This window comes from Bradyrhizobium betae (assembly GCF_004123905.1).
Lineage (GTDB): Bacteria > Pseudomonadota > Alphaproteobacteria > Rhizobiales > Xanthobacteraceae > Bradyrhizobium > Bradyrhizobium betae_A.
The window spans coordinates 15,546-33,629 of sequence record NZ_MZXW01000035.1 but is presented as its reverse complement, the minus strand read 5'-3'; the positions used below and the strand labels follow the sequence as shown (position 1 = coordinate 33,629).

Genomic DNA, 18,084 nt, shown 5'->3' with positions numbered 1-18,084 from the left:
GCGACGGTCCACCTGATTCGGGGGTGAGGGGAAGGCCGAAACGCCGTCTCTCGCGCCTCGCCGAATCGGAAGCCGGAGGACCACAGCGGCGCGCGGGATTGTCACTCCGCAGCGTCGCGAATGGTCCTTCAGAATTCGTCGGCACAGTCTGGCGCATCAAGCGTCGGCCCGTATGAAACATTGGGCGGCGGGGCCGCCCCTCAATCAGTTGCTGCTGGCCAGGCATGGCGCGAGCGCGCTCGCCTTGGAGATCACGAACCGTCCCCTTGGGATCAAGGGACCGGGTAATGGGTTACGCCGCTGTCAGAACTGTCCCTGATACATGAGTGGTACCCTGGAACCGTCCGCCGCCGGGGCTTGACCCGTTCCACCTCGCTGCCGCGCACCGCGCTGGTCTTAGAGGGGAACGGAAAACGCTGGAATTCCCAAACCTTGGGAGTTCCGGCGCTGCACCGGGAGGCTGAATGCGACACAACCGGAAATATCGGCCGTCAGCACTCCGTACATACGTGGATTGGGCCAGTCGTGCAAGGAGCGTCGCACGGCGGTCACAGTCAGCGAGTTTCGCGTTTCTGTCATTAAGGATCGATTAACCCTGTGGTTCTATTGCGTTAAAGAGGCTGCTCGGAGGCACGGAATCGGTGGCGAGCCGCACAAATCAAAGGGTTTTGCTGGGATGCGCGCTGCTGTGCGCCGCAGTACTGCCATGTGCTGATTCCTCGCGCCTGAGCGCGGCGGAAAGCCAGTCGCAACCCTCTGTTGCGGTAGCGAATTTTCCAATCGCCTCGGCCGCGCGCCTCGCCGGCGATGGCAAGCAGACCCGCTTCATCCTCGACATCGACCAGACCGTCAGCTTCCGCGCCGTGACGCTCGCCGACCCCTATCGGGTCGTGGTGGACGTCCCACAGATCAATTTTCAGCTGCCCACGGGCATCGGCTCCGGAGGACGGGGGCTGGTCAAGGCCTTCCGCTACGGGCTCGTCATGCCCGGCGGCTCGCGAATCGTGTTCGACCTGACGGGCCCGGCCAAGATCGCCAATTCCTACGTGCTGGAGGCAGCCAACGGCCAGCCGGCCCGGCTGGTGCTCGAGCTGGAGGAGGTCGACCGCACCGCCTTCGTGCAATCGCTCGCCCCGGAAAACCGCCCCGAGCTGCGGCCCGCGATCGCGCCCGCGCCGCCGGCAACGGTTCCCGCTGCGGCTGCCCCAGAGGTGCCGCAGCAGAAGGTCGATGGACGCCCAGTGGTCGTGATCGATCCCGGTCACGGCGGCATCGACAACGGCACGCAGTCGAGCGGCGAGAGCGAGAAGAATCTGGTGCTGGCCTTTGGCCTGGCGCTGCGCGATCGGCTGGAAAAGGCCGGCAAATACCGGGTGGTGATGACGCGGAACGACGACACCTTCATCCCGCTCAGTGACCGGACCAAGATCGCGCGCAACCTAAAGGCCGCGCTGTTCGTCTCTATTCACGCCGATGCACTGCCGCGTGCCGAGGGGGACGCGCAGGGCGCCACCATCTACACGCTGTCCGACAAGGCCTCCGACGCCGAGGCCCAGCGTCTGGCGGACGCCGAAAACCGCGCGGACGCGATCGCCGGCTTCAATCTGGCGGAGGAGCCGACCGACGTCGCCGACATTCTGATCGATCTGACGCAGCGGGAAACCCGCACGTTTTCAAATCGTTTTGCCCATTTGCTGATGGGCGAAATGAAGTCGGCCGTGCGGATGCACAAGCATCCCCTGAAATCGGCCGGTTTCCGGGTGCTGAAGGCGCCCGACGTGCCCTCGGTGCTGGTCGAGATCGGCTATGTCTCCAACAAGGGCGACCTCGAGCATCTGGTGTCCGAGGGCTGGCGGTCCAAGGCCGTGGGCTCGATGGCGCAGGCGATCGACGGGTTTCTGGCCAAACGGCTGGCGACGGCGGGGGCGGGGAATTGAGAGGGCTTTTGCCGTGCTGCCGCAAAGGCCCTAGTTTGGCCACAGCGGGCGCTTTATAGAAGCGCCGGAGGGGGCTCGGAATCGACGAGAATCCCGTTCGGCAAGTGTCTCCAGGTCCGGCCTGATGTGATTGCGTAGGCTGGTGAATTTGCAATATCGGGTTGGCGCCCGTTCCGCGCCTTGGCGGGGTAGCGCCTGTTCGGCGCCTTGGGCTGGGTAGATCGTCAGATAATGCGCTTGCTGGTGCGGTTCCTGGGCTTCCTGTTCACCGCAGGAACGGTTGTCTTCTTGGCCGGCGTTGGCGTCGCGGCTGGCTTGATGTGGCATTTCTCCAAGGACTTGCCGGAGTACTCCCAGCTTCAAGATTACGAGCCGCCGGTGATGACCCGCGTGCATGCGGTCGACGGTTCGCTGCTTGGCGAATACGCCAAGGAGCGGCGGCTGTATTTGCCGATCCAGGCGATGCCCAAGCTCGTGATCAACGCCTTCCTCGCAGCAGAGGACAAGAATTTCTACGAACATGGCGGCATCGACTACACCGGAATGGCCCGTGCCGGCCTGCTGTTGATCCAGAACTTCGGCTCAAACCGCCGTCCGCAGGGTGCGTCCACGATTACCCAGCAGGTTGCCAAGAACTTTCTCCTGACCAACGAGGTTTCGTTCGCCCGCAAGATCAAGGAAGCCTTGTTGGCGATGCGGATCGAGAAAGCCTATTCGAAGGACAAGATCCTCGAACTGTATCTGAACGAGATCTATCTCGGTCTCGGCGCCTACGGCATTGCAGCGGCCTCGCTGGTCTATTTCGACAAGTCCGTGAACGAACTCACCGTTGCCGAAGCCTCTTACCTCGCGGCGCTGCCGAAGGCGCCAGCCCTTCTGCATCCGGTGAAGAATCGGGATCGCGCCATCGAGCGCCGCAATTACGTGATCGACCGTCTGCTGGAAAACGGCTGGATTCAGCAGGCTGACGCCGACAAGGCGCGTAAGGAGCCGCTGGCCGTCACCAGCCGGTCCAACGGCGCTCACACCTTCGCCGGCGAATATTTCGCCGAGGAAGTCCGCCGCGACATCCTCGAACGCTATGGCGAGAAGAAGCTGTACGAGGGCGGTCTGTCCGTCCGCACCACGCTCGATCCGAAGATCCAGGTGATGGCGCGCAAGGCCATGGTCTCGGGCCTCGTGAACTACGACGAGCTGCAGGGCTATCGTGGTGCCGTGAGCAAGCTCGATATTTCGGGCGACTGGGGTGTCAAGCTCGCCGAGATCAAGTCGCTCTCTGACATTTCGCCCTGGCGCATGGCCGTGGTGCTGGAGGCGGGCGACCAGTCGGCGCGCATCGGCTTCCAACCGCCCCGCGAGCTCGGCGGCGCCGTCAGCAAGCAGCGCGAGACCGGCATCGTGACACTCGACGGCGTGCGTTGGGCAAGAATCGCTCAGAGCGCGGCCAAGGGCAGGGCCCCGACCGGCGTGTCGCAGGTTCTCCAGCCCGGCGACGTCATCTATGCCGACCCGCTTTACAAGGACGGGCAGCCGGTCGAGGGCCAGTACCGGCTGCGGCAGATCCCCGAAATCTCCGGCGCGATGGTGGCGATGGACCCGTGGACCGGCCGCGTGCTCGCGATGGTCGGCGGCTTCTCGTTCGACCAGAGCCAGTTCAACCGCGCCACGCAGGCCTACCGACAGCCGGGTTCGACCATCAAGCCGATCGTCTACTCGGCCGCGCTCGACAACGGCTATACGCCGTCGACCGTCCTGGTCGACGGGCCGATTGAGATCGACCAGGGCCAGGGTGCCGGCGTCTGGCGGCCGGACAATTTTTCGGTGGGCAAATATCAGGGGCCGACGACGCTGCGCAATGCGCTGCGGCTGTCGCTCAACACCGTGACGGTGCGCCTTGCGCAGGACATCGGAATGCCGTTGATCGGAGAATATGCCAAGCGGTACGGCGTCTACGACGAGCTGCCGAATTATCTCTCCTACGCGCTCGGGACCGGAGAAACCACGGTGATCCGAATGGCCACGGCCTATTCGATGATCGCCAATGGCGGCCGTCGGGTGAAGCCGACCCTGATCGACCGCATCCAGGACCGCTACGGCCATACTATTTTCAAGCATGACCAGCGCGAATGCCGCGGATGCGACGCGCCTGATGGGTGGAAGAACCAGTCCGAACCCCAGCTCATCGACCGTCGCGAACAGGTTCTGGATGTGTTGTCGGCTTATCAGATCACGTCGATGATGGAAGGCGTGGTCCAGGGCGGCACGGCCATCGCGCTGCGTGAGGTGGGCAAGCCGATTGCCGGCAAAACGGGGACCTCCTCCGATGCAAAGGATCTGTGGTTCGTCGGCTTCTCGTCCGATCTCGTCGTCGGTCTCTATGTTGGCTACGACAAGCCTCGCAGCCTGGGCCGAAACGCCCAAGCAGGCCATACGGCAGCCCCCATTGCCAGGGACTTCATGAAGTTGGCGCTGGCGGACAAGCCGGCGACGCCGTTTCGGATTCCCGCCGGCATCAAGCTGGTTCGGGTCGATGCCAAGACCGGCCTGCGTGCCGTGCCGGGCGATTCCGGCCGAACCATCCTGGAGGCCTTCAAGCCCGGCACCGCGCCGTCGGACAACTATTCCGCGATCGGCATGACCGATGATGACGGACGCGCGCCGCAGTTGCCGCCGCCCGAGACCGGTTTCATCATGCGGCCGGGGACCGGTGGACTGTGGTAGTCCATCGGGGAGGGCGCCAATGCCCGCTCGCGACCGCCAATCGCAAAAAGGGACTTTGCCTGACCCGCCCAAAGCCCTAGTTTGGCCACAGCGGACGCATTATAAAACGCGGAATCAGCGAAAATCCTTCCGGCAGACCAGCCGGAGCTCGGCGTCAATGTGCTGGCGTTTTGGTGAATTGCTTCGTTGGAAAGCGCCATTTGAGCGGCGCCAGGATTGAACGGATAAACACATAATGCGCTTGCTGGTGCGGTTCATGGGCTTCCTGTTCGCCGCGGGAACAGTGTTGTTCCTGGTCGGTGTCGGGGCCGTGGCAGGCCTGATCTGGCATTTCTCCAAGGACTTGCCCGATTACTCTCAGCTTCAGGATTACGAGCCGCCGGTGATGACGCGCGTCCACGCGGTCGACGGTTCGCTGCTCGGCGAATACGCCAAGGAGCGGCGGCTGTATCTGCCGATCCAGGCCGTGCCAAAGCTCGTGATCAACGCCTTCCTCGCCGCCGAGGACAAGAATTTCTACGAACATGGCGGCATCGACTACACCGGAATGGCGCGCGCGGGCGTGCTCTATCTCCAGAACTTCGGCTCCAACCGCCGTCCGCAGGGTGCGTCCACGATCACCCAGCAGGTCGCCAAGAATTTCCTTCTGACCAACGAGGTCTCCTTCGCCCGCAAGATCAAGGAAGCCTTGCTGGCGATGCGGATCGAGAAGACCTATTCGAAGGACAAGATCCTCGAGCTGTATCTGAACGAGATCTATCTCGGCCTCGGCGCCTACGGCATCGCGGCCGCCTCGCTGGTCTATTTCGACAAGTCGGTGAACGAGCTGACCGTGGCGGAAGCCTCCTATCTGGCGGCGCTGCCGAAGATGCCCGCGACCCTGCATCCGGTGCGTAACCGCGACCGCGCCGTCGAGCGCCGCAATTACGTGATCGACCGTCTGCTGGAGAACGGCTGGATCAAGCAAGCCGACGCCGACAAGGCCCGCAAGGAGCTGCTGACCGTCACCAACCGCTCCAACGGTGCCCACACCTTCGCGGGCGAATATTTCGCCGAGGAAGTCCGCCGCGACATCTTCGAGCGCTATGGCGAGAAGAAGCTGTACGAGGGCGGTCTGTCCGTCCGCACCACGCTCGATCCGAAGATCCAGGTGATGGCGCGCAAGACCATGGTCTCGGGCCTCGTGAACTATGACGAGCAGCAGGGCTATCGCGGCGCCATGAGCAAGCTCGACATTTCGGGCGATTGGGGCGTGAAGCTCGCCGAGATCAAGTCGCTGTCCGACATCTCGCCGTGGCGCATGGCGGTAGTGCTGGAGACCAGCGACCAGTCGGCGCGCATCGGCTTCCAGCCCAGCCGCGAGCTCGGCGGCGCCATCAGCAAGCAGCGCGAGACCGGTCTCATCTCACTTGACGGCATCAAATGGGCCAGGGCGGCCTCGGGGCCTGCGAAGGGCAGGGCGGCGACTGCGGTGTCGCAGGTGCTGCAGCCCGGCGACGTGATCTATGCCGATCCGCTCTACAGCAAGGAGGGACAGCCGGTCGAAGGCCAGTACCGCCTGCGCCAGATCCCCGAGGTCTCGGGCGCGATGGTGGTGATGGATCCCTGGACCGGCCGCGTGCTCGCGATGGTCGGCGGCTTCTCGTTCGACCAGAGCCAGTTCAACCGCGCCACCCAGGCCTACCGGCAGCCGGGTTCGTCGTTCAAGCCGATCGTCTATTCGGCAGCCCTCGACAACGGCTATACGCCGTCGACCGTCGTGCTCGACGCCCCCATCGAAATCGACCAGGGCCAGGGCGCCGGCGTGTGGCGGCCGGAAAACTTCTCCTCGGGCAAGTTCCAGGGCCCGGTGACGCTGCGCAATGCGTTGCGGCAGTCGCTCAACACCGTGACGGTGCGCCTTGCGCAGGACATCGGCATGCCCTTGATCGGCGAATATGCGCGCCGCTTCGGTGTCTATGACGAGCTGCCGAACTATCTGTCCTATGCGCTCGGCGCCGGCGAGACGACGGCGATGCGCATGGTCACGGCCTATTCGATGCTCGCCAATGGCGGCCGCCGCGTGAAGCCGACCCTGATCGACCGCATCCAGGATCGCTACGGCCGCACCATCTTCAAGCACGACCAGCGTGAATGCCGCGGCTGCGATGCACCGGGCGGCTGGAAGAGCCAGAACGAGCCGCAGCTGATCGACCGCCGCGAGCAGGTGCTGGATTCCATGACCGCCTATCAGATCACCGAGCTGATGGAAGGCGTGGTGCAGGCCGGTACCGCGACCGTAGTCAAGGAGGTCGGCAAGCCGATTGCCGGCAAGACCGGCACCACCAACGAGGCCAAGGACGCCTGGTTCGTTGGCTTCTCGCCTGACGTCGCCGTCGCCATCTACATGGGCTACGACAAGCCGCGCGCGCTCGGTAAGGGCAACGCCGCGACCGGCGGCCATCTGGCCGCGCCCATCGCGCGCGACTTCCTCAAGCTCGCGCTCGCCGACAAGCCCGCCGTTCCGTTCAAGGTGCCGGCCGGCATCAAGCTGGTGCGCGTCGTCGCCAAGACCGGCATGCGTGCCGGCCCCGGTGAGACCGGTGGAACGATCCTCGAAGCCTTCAAGCCGGGCACGGCGCCGCCGGATAATTACTCCGTCATCGGCGTTGCAGATGCCGACGGCCGCGGCGGCGTGCCGGCCTCGCAACAGCAGCAGCCGGATTCCGGCTTCTTCATGCGGCCGGGCACCGGCGGGCTGTACTAGCGTATAAGGCCGACGTTTGAGGGAGCGGGCGGTTGCGCTTTGGCGCCGCCGCCGCTACATCCCCTTTTCAATTGCACGCGGGATTCCGCGAGACCAGAGAACGACATGCGCGCCGAAATCGAACGGTTGGTAGAAGAGATCAAGCAGTCGGTCGGGCTGCTGAGGAGGCATCTTTGACGTCGATAAGTCGACGGCGCGCCTCGCTGAGCTGAACAAGCTCGCAGAAGATCCCAATCTCTGGAACGATTCCCAGAAAGCCCAGAAGCTGATGCAGGAGCGGACCTCGCTGGAGGATTCGCTCTCGGGCATCGGCAAGGTCGAGCAGCAGCTTGAAGACGACATCGGCATGATCGAGCTCGGCGAGGCCGAGGGCGATGCGGGTGTCGTCGCTGAAGCCGAAGCCGCATTGAAGAACCTCAAGAAGGAAGTGGCGCGGCGCGAGCTCGAGGCGCTGCTGTCGGGCGAAGCCGACGGCTTTGATTCCTATCTCGAAGTCCATGCCGGCGCCGGCGGCACCGAGAGCCAGGACTGGGCGCAGATGCTGCTGCGCATGTACACGCGCTGGGCCGAGACCCACGGCTTCAAGGTCGAATTCCTCGAAGAGTCCGAGGGCGAAGAGGCCGGCATCAAGTCCGCAACGATCCAGGTCTCCGGGCACAATGCCTATGGCTGGCTCAAGACAGAGGCTGGCGTGCATCGGCTGGTGCGCATCTCGCCGTTCGATTCCAACGCGCGGCGGCACACCTCGTTCTCGAGCGTGCAGGTCTTCCCCGTCATCGATGACAGCATCAAGATCGACATCAAGGAATCCGACGTCCGGACCGACACCATGCGCTCGGGCGGTGCCGGCGGCCAGCACGTCAACAAGACCGAATCCGCAGTGCGCCTGACGCATATTCCGACCGGCGTCGCGGTGGTCTGCCAGGCCGGCCGCTCCCAGCACAAGAACCGGGCGCAGGCGTGGGACATGCTGCGCGCACGGCTCTATCAGATGGAGCTGAAGCGGCGCGAAGAGAAAGCCGCCGCCGACCAGGCCGCCAAGACCGATATCGGCTGGGGCCACCAGATCCGTTCCTACGTGCTGCAGCCCTACCAGATGGTGAAGGATCTGCGCACGGGGGTGCAGACCTCCGACACCTCGGGCGTGCTCAACGGCGAGCTCGACGACTTCATGGCCGCGACACTGGCGCAGCGCGCCTTCGGCACCACCGGCGCTGACATCGAGGACGTGGACTGATCATGCCCCGCGTTGCCTTCATCGGGCTTGGACGGATGGGCCATGGCATGGCCGGCCGCTATCTCGATGCAGGCTTCACGGTGACGCTGTGGAATCGCAGCAAATCAAAAGCGGAAGACCTGATCGCGCGCGGCGCGCTTTGGGCGACCTCGCCTGAGGATGCCGCGATCGATGCCGACGCCGTCGTGACCATGGTTGCCGACGACGAGGCCTCGCGCGCGGTCTGGCTCGGGCCCGAGGGCGCGGCCAAGACGGCCAAATCAGGCACCATTGCGATCGAATGCTCGACCGTCTCCTATGACCACGCCCGCGAGATGGGCCGCGAGCTGAACGCGCTCGGGCTGATCTATATCGATTGCCCCGTGACCGGATTGCCGGATGCAGCTGCCAGCGGAAAGCTGACGTTGCTCGCCGGCGCGGACGCGGCCGACCTCGAACGCGCGCGGCCGTATCTGACGCCGATCGGCTCGACCATCCGCCATTTCGGCGCGGTCGGCTCCGGCACGGTCTACAAACTCATCAACAATCTGATGGGTGCGATCCAGATCGCCGGCCTCGCCGAGGGCCTGGCGATCGCCGAGCAGGCCGGGCTCGACATGAACCTCGTGCTTGAATCGATCCAGGCGGGAGTCGCCGCGAGCCCGCAGGTGCAGCGCCACTCCAGGCGCATGGTCGCCCGCGATTTCAGCGGCGCGACCTTCACGGCGGCGCTGCGGCACAAGGATGCCGCCTATGCCGTGAAGCTCGCCGAGAGCCTGCTGGCCGGCAAGCCGCTGGTTTCGCGCGCGGCCGTCGAGGCCTACGCGCAGGCCAAGGCCACGATGCCGGATGATGACGAAGGCAAGATGATCGAGCTGGTGTCGCGGCCGAAGAAGCCGCTTTAGCCGGGCACGTCGACATGGGGCAGCCTCGTTCGGAACGCGGTCTCGGCATTGCCCTCGTCACCGCGGCCGCGGTCGCCTGGAGCACGGCGCCGTTCTTCACCCGGCTGCTGCCGTTCGATCCCTGGACCATCCTGTTCTGGCGCGGCCTGTTCGCGGGCAGCCTGATCAGCATGTTTCTCGTGGTGATGCAGGGCCGCGCCGCCCTGTGGCAATTGCTGGTGCCGGGGCGCGGCGGCCTGTTGGTGGCGTCATTGTCCACCATCGGCATGGTCGCGTTCATTCCGGCGCTTCAGATGACCAAGGTGATGAATGTGGCAGTGCTGATCGCCACTCAGCCCTTCGTCGCGGCTGCGCTGGCGTGGCTCTGGCTCGGTGAGGTCGCGACATGGCGCACGCTGGTCGCGAGCCTGATCGCCTTTGCCGGCGTCGTCATCACGGTTGGCGGCGTTGCGGCCGGCGCCGATCTCGGCGGTGTGGCCCTGAGCTGTCTGATGGTGCTCGCCATCTCCGCCATGACGGTGGTGGTCCGGCGCCACCGCGAGACGTCGATGGTGGCGGCCGCCGCACTCTCCAACTTCCTGGGAAGCCTCGTCAGCTTTCCATTCGCCCACGACATCGCCCATGTCGGCGGCAATAGCCTAGCGATCCTCGCGATGTTCGGCTGCCTCCAGGTCGCACTCGGCCTGACCTTCTACATGCTCGGCTCGCGCCTGCTGCCGTCAGGGCAGGCCTCCCTGATCGCGACGCTGGAGACGCCGCTGATGGCGTTCTGGATCTGGGTCGCATTCCGCGAGCTGCCGGCCGTGCATGCGCTGATTGGCGGGGCTCTCGTCATTGGTGCTGTCGTTGCCGACATCGCCGGCGCTGCCCGGTCGGGCCAATCCTCGTGAACTGCGTCTTCGGAAATCGGGTGGCCTTGTCCGCCGCGTCGTCCTAGGCGGCAGGCTCGGCCGCCGAGGAGAGACGCATGCCCGCGAACGACAACCGGATCGACGCACGCGACTGGTCGCTGCTTGCCGTGCTCTCGGTGCTCTGGGGCGGCTCGTTTTTCTTCAATGGCGCGGCGTTGCGGGAATTGCCGCCGCTGACGCTGGTGTTTTTGCGCGTCGCGCTTGGTGCGGCCATCCTTCTGCCGTTGCTCCGGATGCAGGGCATTGGTCTTCCCAAGGGCATGACGGGCTGGAAACCGTTCGTTGCGATCGGGCTGCTCAACAACGTCATTCCGTTCTCGCTGATCGTGATCGGCCAGACCTTTATTCCGAGTGGGCTGGCGTCGATTCTGAACGCGACCACGCCGCTTTTCACCGTGCTCGTGATGGCGGCGGCGCGCGAAGAGCGCTTGCAGATGCGCCGTGTCGCCGGCGTGGCGCTGGGCCTCGCCGGCGTGATCATCCTGCGCGGATGGGGGATCGAGACGAGGGCCGGGCAGGGGATTGGCATCCTGCTCTGCCTGGGTGGTGCCTTCAGCTATGGTCTCGCCGCGTTGGCGGCGCGACGGCTGTTGAAGGGCTCTCCGCCGCTCGGCACGGCGACGTTTCAGCTGATGGCGTCGGCAGTAATGATGGCGGTTGTCGCCGGTGCGGTGGAGCAGCCGTGGCATCTTCCGATGCCGGGCCTCACGACCTGGCTCGCGGTGTTCGGCCTTGCCGGACTGTCGACGGCGCTCGCCTACATCGTCTTCTTTCAGATCATTCGGCGCTCGGGCGCGACCAATGTGATGCTGGTGACGCTGCTCATTCCGGTTACCGCCATTCTTCTGGGATGGCTGGTGCTGGGTGAGCCGATCTCCCTGCGCGAGATCGCCGGCGCCATCGTCATCGCTAGTGCGCTGCTCGTAATCGACGGGCGTGTCATGCTGCGGCGCGGCGCGTAAGTTCCCGATCGAGCGTTTCACCTCACGGAAAAACGAGCCGCTTGCCAGCGGTCAACCGCCTTGCGACACTCTCCACAAAACAAGACTACAAAACATAGGGGAGAGAACGATGCCGGGTCGTCGCCAAAACCTTGCTGCCCTCGCCATTCTTGCTGCTGTAGTGCTCATCGCAGCACCGGCAATGGCGCAGAAGAAATACGACCCCGGCGCCACCGACACCGACATCAAGATCGGCAACATCATGCCCTATAGCGGGCCGGCGTCGTCCTATGGCGTGATCGGCAAGACCGAGGCCGCCTTTTTCAGGATGATCAACGATCAGGGCGGGATCAACGGGCGCAAGATCGACTTCATCAGCTATGACGACGCCTATTCGCCGCCGAAGGCGATCGAGCAGGCGCGCAAGCTGGTCGAGAGCGACGAGGTGTTGCTGATCTTCCAACCGCTCGGCACGCCTTCGAACTCCGCGATCATGAAATACATGAATGCGAAGAAAGTGCCGCAGCTGTTCGTCGCCTCCGGCGGCACCAAGTTCGGCGATCCCAAAAACTTCCCGTGGACCATGGGTTTTCAGCCCAACTACCAGAGCGAGGGGCGGATCTACGCAAAATGCATCCGCGACAACTTTCCGAACGGCAAGATCGCGGTGTTCTGGCAGAACGACGACGCCGGCAAGGACCAGTTCAAGGGCCTCAAGGACGGGCTCGGCGACAAGGTCAACATGATCATCGCCGACAAATCCTACGAGGTCAGCGATCCCTCGATCGACTCGCAGATCGTCGCACTGCACGATTCCGGTGCCGACATCTTCTTCTCGTGGGCCGCGCCAAAAGGCTCGGCACAGGCGATCCGCAAGGTCGGCGAGCTCGGCTGGAAGCCAAAATTCTTCCTCGCCAACACCGCGACTTCGGTCGCCTCGGTGCTCAAGCCCGCCGGGCTCGACTATTCCAAGGACATCGTCTCGACGGTCTATCTGAAGGACCCGACCGATCCGACCTGGGACAAGGATCCCGCGGTGATCAAATGGCGTGCGTTCATGGACAAATATTACCCTGATGGCGACAAGGCCAACGCGAACAACGTCTATGGCTACGTGCAGGCCGAGGCGATGGCCCAGGTCTTGAAGCAGTGCGGTGACAACCTCACGCGCGAGAACGTCATGAAGCAGGCGGCGAACCTGAAGGATTTCCACACCGATCTGATGCTGCCGGGCATCATGGTCAACACCTCACCGGACGATTATTTCCCGATCGAGCAGATGCAGCTGATGCGCTTCAACGGGCAGGCCTGGGAGCTGTTCGGTGACGTCATCACCGGCGAGGTCGGCCACGAGCGTGGCCAGTAGGTCAGGATCGGCTGGCGGCTTGCGCCTTCAACGCCATGCCGCCCGCGACGCCGACGCCGAGCATATACATCCAGCCCTCGTGAAAATCGAACAGATGCGAGTTCAGCAGCGAGCTTGCGATGTTCTGCACGATGACCACGAGGCCGATCCAGGCGGTAAGGCCTTCGCCCAGCAACAGGCGAAGGTGTGCGATCCACATCGCGTAGAGCAGGACGACGCCGAGCAAGCCCCACTGCATCGCGACATTGAGGGTCTGGTTGTGCGGATTGTTGACGATCTCCGCATCAAGGCTGTTGCTGCTGGTCGCAGCGCGCTCGAACTGGCGCTTGATCGAGCCGGTGCCATGGCCGATCAGAGGAGCCTCGGTAAAGGCGTGTAGCGCCTTCCGCCAATAGGTCAGCCGCTGCGCGGTCGAGGCGCGGCTGATATCCTCATGGCCATGTCGGTATTCGACGGCGATGTCGGTGATGCGCTGGCGCAGATAGGGCGACGTCGTCCACGCGAGCGCGCTAGCGGCGACTGTGCCTGCGAGCAGGAGCAGCGTCGCTCGCCGGCTGAGATGTTTCCAGGCAAACAGGCCTAGCAGCACCGGGATGCAGAGCAGGGCGGTGCGGCTTGACGCGACGAACACCATGTTGGTGGCGAACAGCAGGATCAGTGCCAGGCAAGCGGCCGTTGCGGCCATGCTTCCGGCGCGCCAGAAGGTCAACGCCGGCAGCGCAAGCGCAAAGGCGCACAGCGTGAACTCCTGGCTCTGGTCGATGTAGTTCTTGACGGGAACGCCTGATGATGCCGTCGCGGTGATTTTCCAGGTGGGGTCGAGCAGCACGATCCAGGAGTAGAGCGCAAGCAGCGCGCAGGAGGCAAGAAAAGCGAGGCAAACCTGGAAGCCGCGCTCCGACCGGCTGAAATGGTAGAGCAGCGGCGGAATCAGCACGAGCTTTGCGACCGGCTTGATCGCATGCAGTCGGTCAGCCCAGTCGCCGTCCGACCACAGCGTGCCCACGAGCGCGAGCAGCAAGAGCGCGAATGGCAGGGCGAATGCCGGCCGCGTCAGTTCGCGCGCATAGTGGCGCCAGTCGATGGTCGGCGTCACCGCGAGCAGCCACAGCCCGACGAAGATCGAAGGCGCCGTGGTCGACCACGGCAACGATGCCGCGATCAGGATGACCAGCACATCTGCCGCTCGGACCAGCGCGGCCGAATGGCCCAAAGCCAGCCATCGGCGGCGCAGCTCACCCGGACCGGCCGGACCGGACAATACGGCAGGTTCAGCGGTCATGTGGATGCGCTTACTGTGCCGCGACCAATCGTTCCCTCGGCATCTCATGGCCGAGGAAATCGCGGGCCTGGGTCTCGTAGCCGAACCGTTCGGCAAGCTCGTGGCGCCTCGCGCGGATCTTGCCGCGGCACTCCTCCTGTCGCGTCAGCCCGCGGGTGATCGAGGCTGCAATGGAGTCGGTCGAGAACGGGTCGAAATAATCGGCGAGCTCGCCCGCGACCTCTCGGAATACTGCGATATCCGAGCAGAGCACAGGCGTGTTCGCAGCCAGCGCCTCAATGATCGGCACGCCAAAGCCTTCAGCGAAGCTCGGCATGATGAGGCCGTGCGCCTCCGCGATCAGGGCCGCCTTCTCGTGCTCGTCGACATAGCCGGCGAAGCGGACGTTTGGCGGCAGGTTGCGTGTCCGGCTGGTCTCGCCGGCATAGCCGATCACCACGAGATCGGCCTGCGGCACGTTGCGGAAAGCGCGGATGACGGTGGCGACGTTCTTGCGCGGCTCGTTCGAGACGATGACGACAAAGCTCGGCCGCCCCGGACGCCCCGACGGGGCTGGGAGGTGCAGGACATCCGGGGCGTCGAACCGGGTGCGGGGATATACGACCCGCGCCGGCAGCTGCGCATATTGCGGCAATAGTTCCCTGAACCGCATCATGCTATAGTTTGAAACGAAGGCGAGTTCGTCGGCCTGACGCAGGCTGGTGCGGATTCGCGCCAGGAACTGCCGCGTCGCGATGTCGCTGAGCTTGAGGTCGGTGAGCGGCAGCAGATCATGGACCACGCAGATCACCTTGGCGCCGGGCTTGCGCTTGATCGCCACCCGGGTTGGGGTGTCCACGACGATGATGTCGTAGTCCCGCGCATCGATCCGCGGCGGCGGCAGCAGGAAGAAGGCGGAGGAGTCCTGATAGTTGAAGAATCCGGGCTCGAGCTGAAAGTCGCCGAACAGTTCGAGGTGGCTCAGATCCGGCGGAATGTATTCGAGCGCGGCGGTCCGGTTCTCGATCAGCCGCGCTTGCAGGCCGCGCAGGCCGATCGCGCGCAGGAGGCAAAGGAGGTTGTCCCGCGAGAGCAACATGCCTGCCCTGTGGCGGAGCCAGTCGAATTTGCGGCGCGTGCCGCTGAGCGTCACCGGCCCGCTGACGTTGATTTCGTCCAGGAAACGATAAAGAGCAAGCAGCTCGATGTTGCGTGATGGCGCCGCAAACAGTTTTGTGCGTCGCTCGCGCCGGCACAGCTTGCGATAGCGCTTCGAGGTCTCCACCAGCAGCGTGAGTTCATGGCCCTCCGCGGCGAGCGAACGTACCAATTCCCGGGTGAAGTGGAAGATGCCGCGCTTGTGGTTGGGTTGTCCGAGCGACTCGGAGACGACGAGGATGTTCTGTTTCATGCGCGTTTCTCGCGGAGCTCCAAGGCGTGCGTGCCTGATGGCTCGACCGTGACGGTCGAAGCGATGCGGCCGTGATCGAGATTGATGATGGTGGAGCAGGTACGGCGCAGCAGCGGCTGGTCGTGCGAGGCGATGATCACGATCGCGGCCTGCGACACCAGGTTCAACAGCCGCACCTCGGCCTTCTCCGCAAAGTGCTCGTCGACCACGCTGAGCCATTCGTCGAGCAGGAGGATGTCGGCCGGAAAGGCGGTGGCCGTCGCAAACAGCACCCGCATCAGCATGCCCGAGGAGAACATCCGCAGCGGCAGCCGCCGCATCCGCGTCTCGAGCTCGGTGAAGGCCCAGATCTCGTCGATCACGCTGCGGGTCGGCTTGCGGCCGCTGATCCGCAGCAGCAGCGCGATGTTGTCCTCCGCGACGAAATCCAGGTTGACGCCGGCGTTCAGGCCGAGCAGGGGCACGACGTTGCCCTGGACCGCGATGCTGCCGCTGCTCGGCGGGTAGACGCCGGCGATCAGCCGCAGTAGCGTCGACTTGCCGGAGCCGTTGGGACCGGCCAGCCCGATGCGGGCGCCGGCTTCCGCCTCGATCGTGACATTGTCGACGGCGCGGATGATCCGCATCTCGCCCGGCTCGCGGATGAGGTGCCCGAGCAGCCGCCGCTTCAGCGAGAAGTCGTAGGCGCCGTAGAGCGGGTAATCGAGGCAGATATTGCGAAGGCTGATCGAGACCATGCGTCAGATCCAGAATGCGGCTTTGCGCAGATGGACCAGCGTCAGGAGGCTCGCAAAGATCAGCAGCGTCAGCGTAATCAGCACGTAGACGATGCTGACGGGATCGATCGGGACGCCTGCCAGCGGCTCGCGCCACACGGCGAACAGATGCGTCAGCGGATTGAGCCGCATCACCGTCGAGCGGTGGTTGATGATGTCGGACGACCAGATCACCGGCGAGGCAAGAAAGGCCAGCATCAGCGTGGATTCGATGATCGGCTTGAGGTCGCGATAGCGCGTCGCCATGGCGCCGAGGACGAGGCTCAGGGCGAAAGTGCAGGCGATGAAGAGAAGCAGGCCGGGCAGTGCCGCCAACGCATGAGAGAGGTCGTGTGGGGAGATGACCAGCCACAGTAGCAGCGGCACGCAGGCATTATGCAGCGCGAACAGCGCCTGGCGGAACGTGCATTGCAGCAGGAAGATGACCGGCGGCAGTGCCCGGTCGCGGATCAGGCTCGCCGAGTTCTGTAACGCCGTGGTCGCATCGAGCACCACGCTGTTGAGGAAGGTCCAGGCCGTCATCGACAGCGCGAGCATCGGCAGACGCGACAGCATGCTGGTGTTCGAGATCTGGCCGATCACCGAGCCCAGCACTGCGACCACGATCGCCATCTGGAGCGACATCCAGAACGGGCCGAGCAGCGAGCGGACGTAGCGATGCCGCATGTCGGACCAGGCCAGCGCCGCTGCGATCCGCACCGTGTCCAGCCAGCCGGTCGTCGGCACCGGCTCGCAGGTCGCCGATCGCTCCTCGCAGGATGCAGTGACAGCGTTGCGGTAGACAGTCTCCATCCCCTGCTTGAAGGCCGTGGCCGAATAGCGGGTGAAGGCGCGCGTGCGTGCCGAAAGTCCCATGCGGCGGCGGCGCTCGGGATCGCGGATCAGGGTGTCGATGGCCTCACCCAGCTTCTCGGCGTCGCCGGGCGGCACGGTGATCGCCTCCATGCCATGGCGGGCGACGTGCGGCACTGCCGTGTCGAGCGCCGTGTTCACCACGGGGCGGCCGGCGGCCATGGCTTCGAGCTGGACCAGCCCGAAGGTCTCGGCATTGGTCACCGACGGCATCACGAAGACGTCGGACAGGCACATCAGCTTGATGCGCTCGCTGTCACTGACCGAGCCGAGCAGGCGAACGCGCTCACCCAGGCCGAGCTCTTGGATCAATTGCTCGAGCCGCGGTCGCTCGGCGCCCTCGCCGATGATCCAGGTTTCGAAATTGTGCGCCGCCGCCGCGCGGATCAGGACGTCAAAACCCTTGTAGGGTACGAGCCGGCCGCAGGCGAGCACGAGCCGGCCGCGATCGTTGACGTGGTGCGGCTCGATCTTCGAGCAGTCATAGCCGCTGGTGTCGATGCCGAACGGCACGACGTGGCATTTGTCCTCGAATTCGCGCAAGAGCGGCGTGTTGTCGACCAGCACGTGGTCCGAGACGATGATCGCCTTGGCGCGGCGCAGCGTCCGCCGCATCAGCGGTTCGATGAACCAGCGCAGGCCGGCATGGGTGACGATGTCGGCGTGCCAGTGCACCACCAGCGGCCGCCTGGCGCCGAAGCCAAAAGCGAAGATGAGATCGGCGAGCGGGAAGGGGGCGTGGAGGGCGAGCAGATCGTGCTCGGCGATCCTGCGCCACAGACGCCAGGGATAGGCGGGGGCGGCGGGCAGCGACAGCACATTGCCGAACGAGCGCACGCGCTCGACCGGCACGTCGTTGACGACGATCTCACGCCGCTCCGGCGATTGCGAACAGACCAGCACGGCCGAGGCGAAAGCGTCTTTCAGGCTCGTGCAGATGTCGCGGATCACCGTGAGCGTGCCGCCGAACAGGTCGGGATAATAGATCTTGAAGATGTGCAGCACCGACGGGCGGCGCGGGGTTTCGTTGATGTGATGCAT

At 64.6% G+C, this 18,084-nt stretch carries 12 protein-coding genes; 8 read left to right on the top strand and 4 right to left on the bottom strand.

Annotated features, from left to right (window positions below):
* Positions 1 to 641 precede the first annotated feature (641 nt).
* The 8 genes from B5V03_RS25195 (at position 642) to B5V03_RS25160 (ending at position 12,743) form a co-directional block, all read left to right on the top strand.
* Positions 642 to 1,937, top strand: coding sequence for an N-acetylmuramoyl-L-alanine amidase (locus B5V03_RS25195; protein WP_129273079.1), 1,296 nt, complete (start codon positions 642 to 644; stop codon positions 1,935 to 1,937).
* Between the two features lie 231 nt (positions 1,938 to 2,168).
* Entirely contained in the window at positions 2,169 to 4,658 is a 2,490-nt protein-coding gene (locus tag B5V03_RS25190) for a penicillin-binding protein 1A (protein WP_129273078.1), read from the top strand.
* Positions 4,659 to 4,893: 235 nt separating this feature from the next.
* The gene (locus tag B5V03_RS25185) at positions 4,894 to 7,404 is read left to right on the top strand and encodes a penicillin-binding protein 1A (RefSeq protein ID WP_129273077.1); all 2,511 of its coding nucleotides are present in this window, start codon (positions 4,894 to 4,896) and stop codon (positions 7,402 to 7,404) included.
* Between the two features lie 105 nt (positions 7,405 to 7,509).
* A protein-coding gene (gene prfB, locus B5V03_RS25180; protein ID WP_129273076.1) for a peptide chain release factor 2 occupies positions 7,510 to 8,641 on the top strand; the annotation gives its coding sequence in 2 pieces (ribosomal slippage) (positions 7,510 to 7,578 and positions 7,580 to 8,641; 1,131 coding nt in all).
* A gap of 2 nt (positions 8,642 to 8,643) precedes the next feature.
* A complete protein-coding gene (locus B5V03_RS25175) occupies positions 8,644 to 9,525 on the top strand; it encodes an NAD(P)-dependent oxidoreductase (RefSeq protein ID WP_129273075.1) in 882 nt (293 codons plus the stop codon).
* Between the two features lie 14 nt (positions 9,526 to 9,539).
* Complete coding sequence (locus tag B5V03_RS25170) at positions 9,540 to 10,415, top strand: DMT family transporter (protein ID WP_129273074.1); 876 nt, start codon at positions 9,540 to 9,542, stop codon at positions 10,413 to 10,415.
* 77 nt (positions 10,416 to 10,492) lie between these two features.
* Positions 10,493 to 11,398: a DMT family transporter gene (locus B5V03_RS25165; RefSeq protein WP_129273073.1), complete on the top strand. Its 906-nt coding sequence runs from the start codon at positions 10,493 to 10,495 to the stop codon at positions 11,396 to 11,398.
* A 109-nt stretch (positions 11,399 to 11,507) separates the two neighbouring features.
* Positions 11,508 to 12,743 (top strand): ABC transporter substrate-binding protein, encoded by a 1,236-nt coding sequence (locus tag B5V03_RS25160; protein ID WP_129273072.1) that lies wholly within the window; start codon positions 11,508 to 11,510, stop codon positions 12,741 to 12,743.
* Position 12,744: 1 nt separating this feature from the next.
* Here the strand turns inward: B5V03_RS25160 and B5V03_RS25155 are convergent, their stop codons facing one another.
* Genes B5V03_RS25155 through B5V03_RS25140 form a run of 4 tightly spaced genes read right to left on the bottom strand, consistent with a single transcriptional unit; the run spans position 12,745 to position 18,084 of the window.
* On the bottom strand, positions 12,745 to 14,025 hold the full coding sequence (locus B5V03_RS25155) for an O-antigen ligase family protein (protein ID WP_129273071.1): 1,281 nt from the start codon (positions 14,023 to 14,025) through the stop codon (positions 12,745 to 12,747).
* 10 nt (positions 14,026 to 14,035) lie between these two features.
* On the bottom strand, positions 14,036 to 15,415 hold the full coding sequence (locus B5V03_RS25150) for a glycosyltransferase family 4 protein (protein ID WP_164988272.1): 1,380 nt from the start codon (positions 15,413 to 15,415) through the stop codon (positions 14,036 to 14,038).
* Positions 15,412 to 16,152, bottom strand: a complete 741-nt coding sequence (locus B5V03_RS25145) for an ABC transporter ATP-binding protein (RefSeq protein WP_129273070.1) — start codon at positions 16,150 to 16,152, stop codon at positions 15,412 to 15,414. The genes B5V03_RS25150 and B5V03_RS25145 overlap by 4 nt, the downstream gene beginning before the upstream one ends.
* A gap of 3 nt (positions 16,153 to 16,155) precedes the next feature.
* Complete coding sequence (locus tag B5V03_RS25140; RefSeq protein ID WP_129273579.1) at positions 16,156 to 18,084, bottom strand: glycosyltransferase; 1,929 nt, start codon at positions 18,082 to 18,084, stop codon at positions 16,156 to 16,158.

Bases quoted from the DNA above. Each gene is read 5' to 3' on its own strand.
- B5V03_RS25190 (WP_129273078.1), top strand. From the start codon at position 2,169: ATGCGCTTGCTGGTGCGGTTCCTGGGCTTCCTGTTCACCGCAGGAACG.
- B5V03_RS25185 (WP_129273077.1), top strand. From the start codon at position 4,894: ATGCGCTTGCTGGTGCGGTTCATGGGCTTCCTGTTCGCCGCGGGAACA.
- B5V03_RS25175 (WP_129273075.1), top strand. From the start codon at position 8,644: ATGCCCCGCGTTGCCTTCATCGGGCTTGGACGGATGGGCCATGGCATG.
- B5V03_RS25170 (WP_129273074.1), top strand. From the start codon at position 9,540: ATGGGGCAGCCTCGTTCGGAACGCGGTCTCGGCATTGCCCTCGTCACC.
- B5V03_RS25165 (WP_129273073.1), top strand. From the start codon at position 10,493: ATGCCCGCGAACGACAACCGGATCGACGCACGCGACTGGTCGCTGCTT.
- B5V03_RS25160 (WP_129273072.1), top strand. From the start codon at position 11,508: ATGCCGGGTCGTCGCCAAAACCTTGCTGCCCTCGCCATTCTTGCTGCT.
- B5V03_RS25155 (WP_129273071.1), bottom strand. From the start codon at position 14,025: ATGACCGCTGAACCTGCCGTATTGTCCGGTCCGGCCGGTCCGGGTGAG.
- B5V03_RS25150 (WP_164988272.1), bottom strand. From the start codon at position 15,415: ATGAAACAGAACATCCTCGTCGTCTCCGAGTCGCTCGGACAACCCAAC.
- B5V03_RS25145 (WP_129273070.1), bottom strand. From the start codon at position 16,152: ATGGTCTCGATCAGCCTTCGCAATATCTGCCTCGATTACCCGCTCTAC.
- B5V03_RS25140 (WP_129273579.1), bottom strand. From the start codon at position 18,084: ATGCATCACATCAACGAAACCCCGCGCCGCCCGTCGGTGCTGCACATC.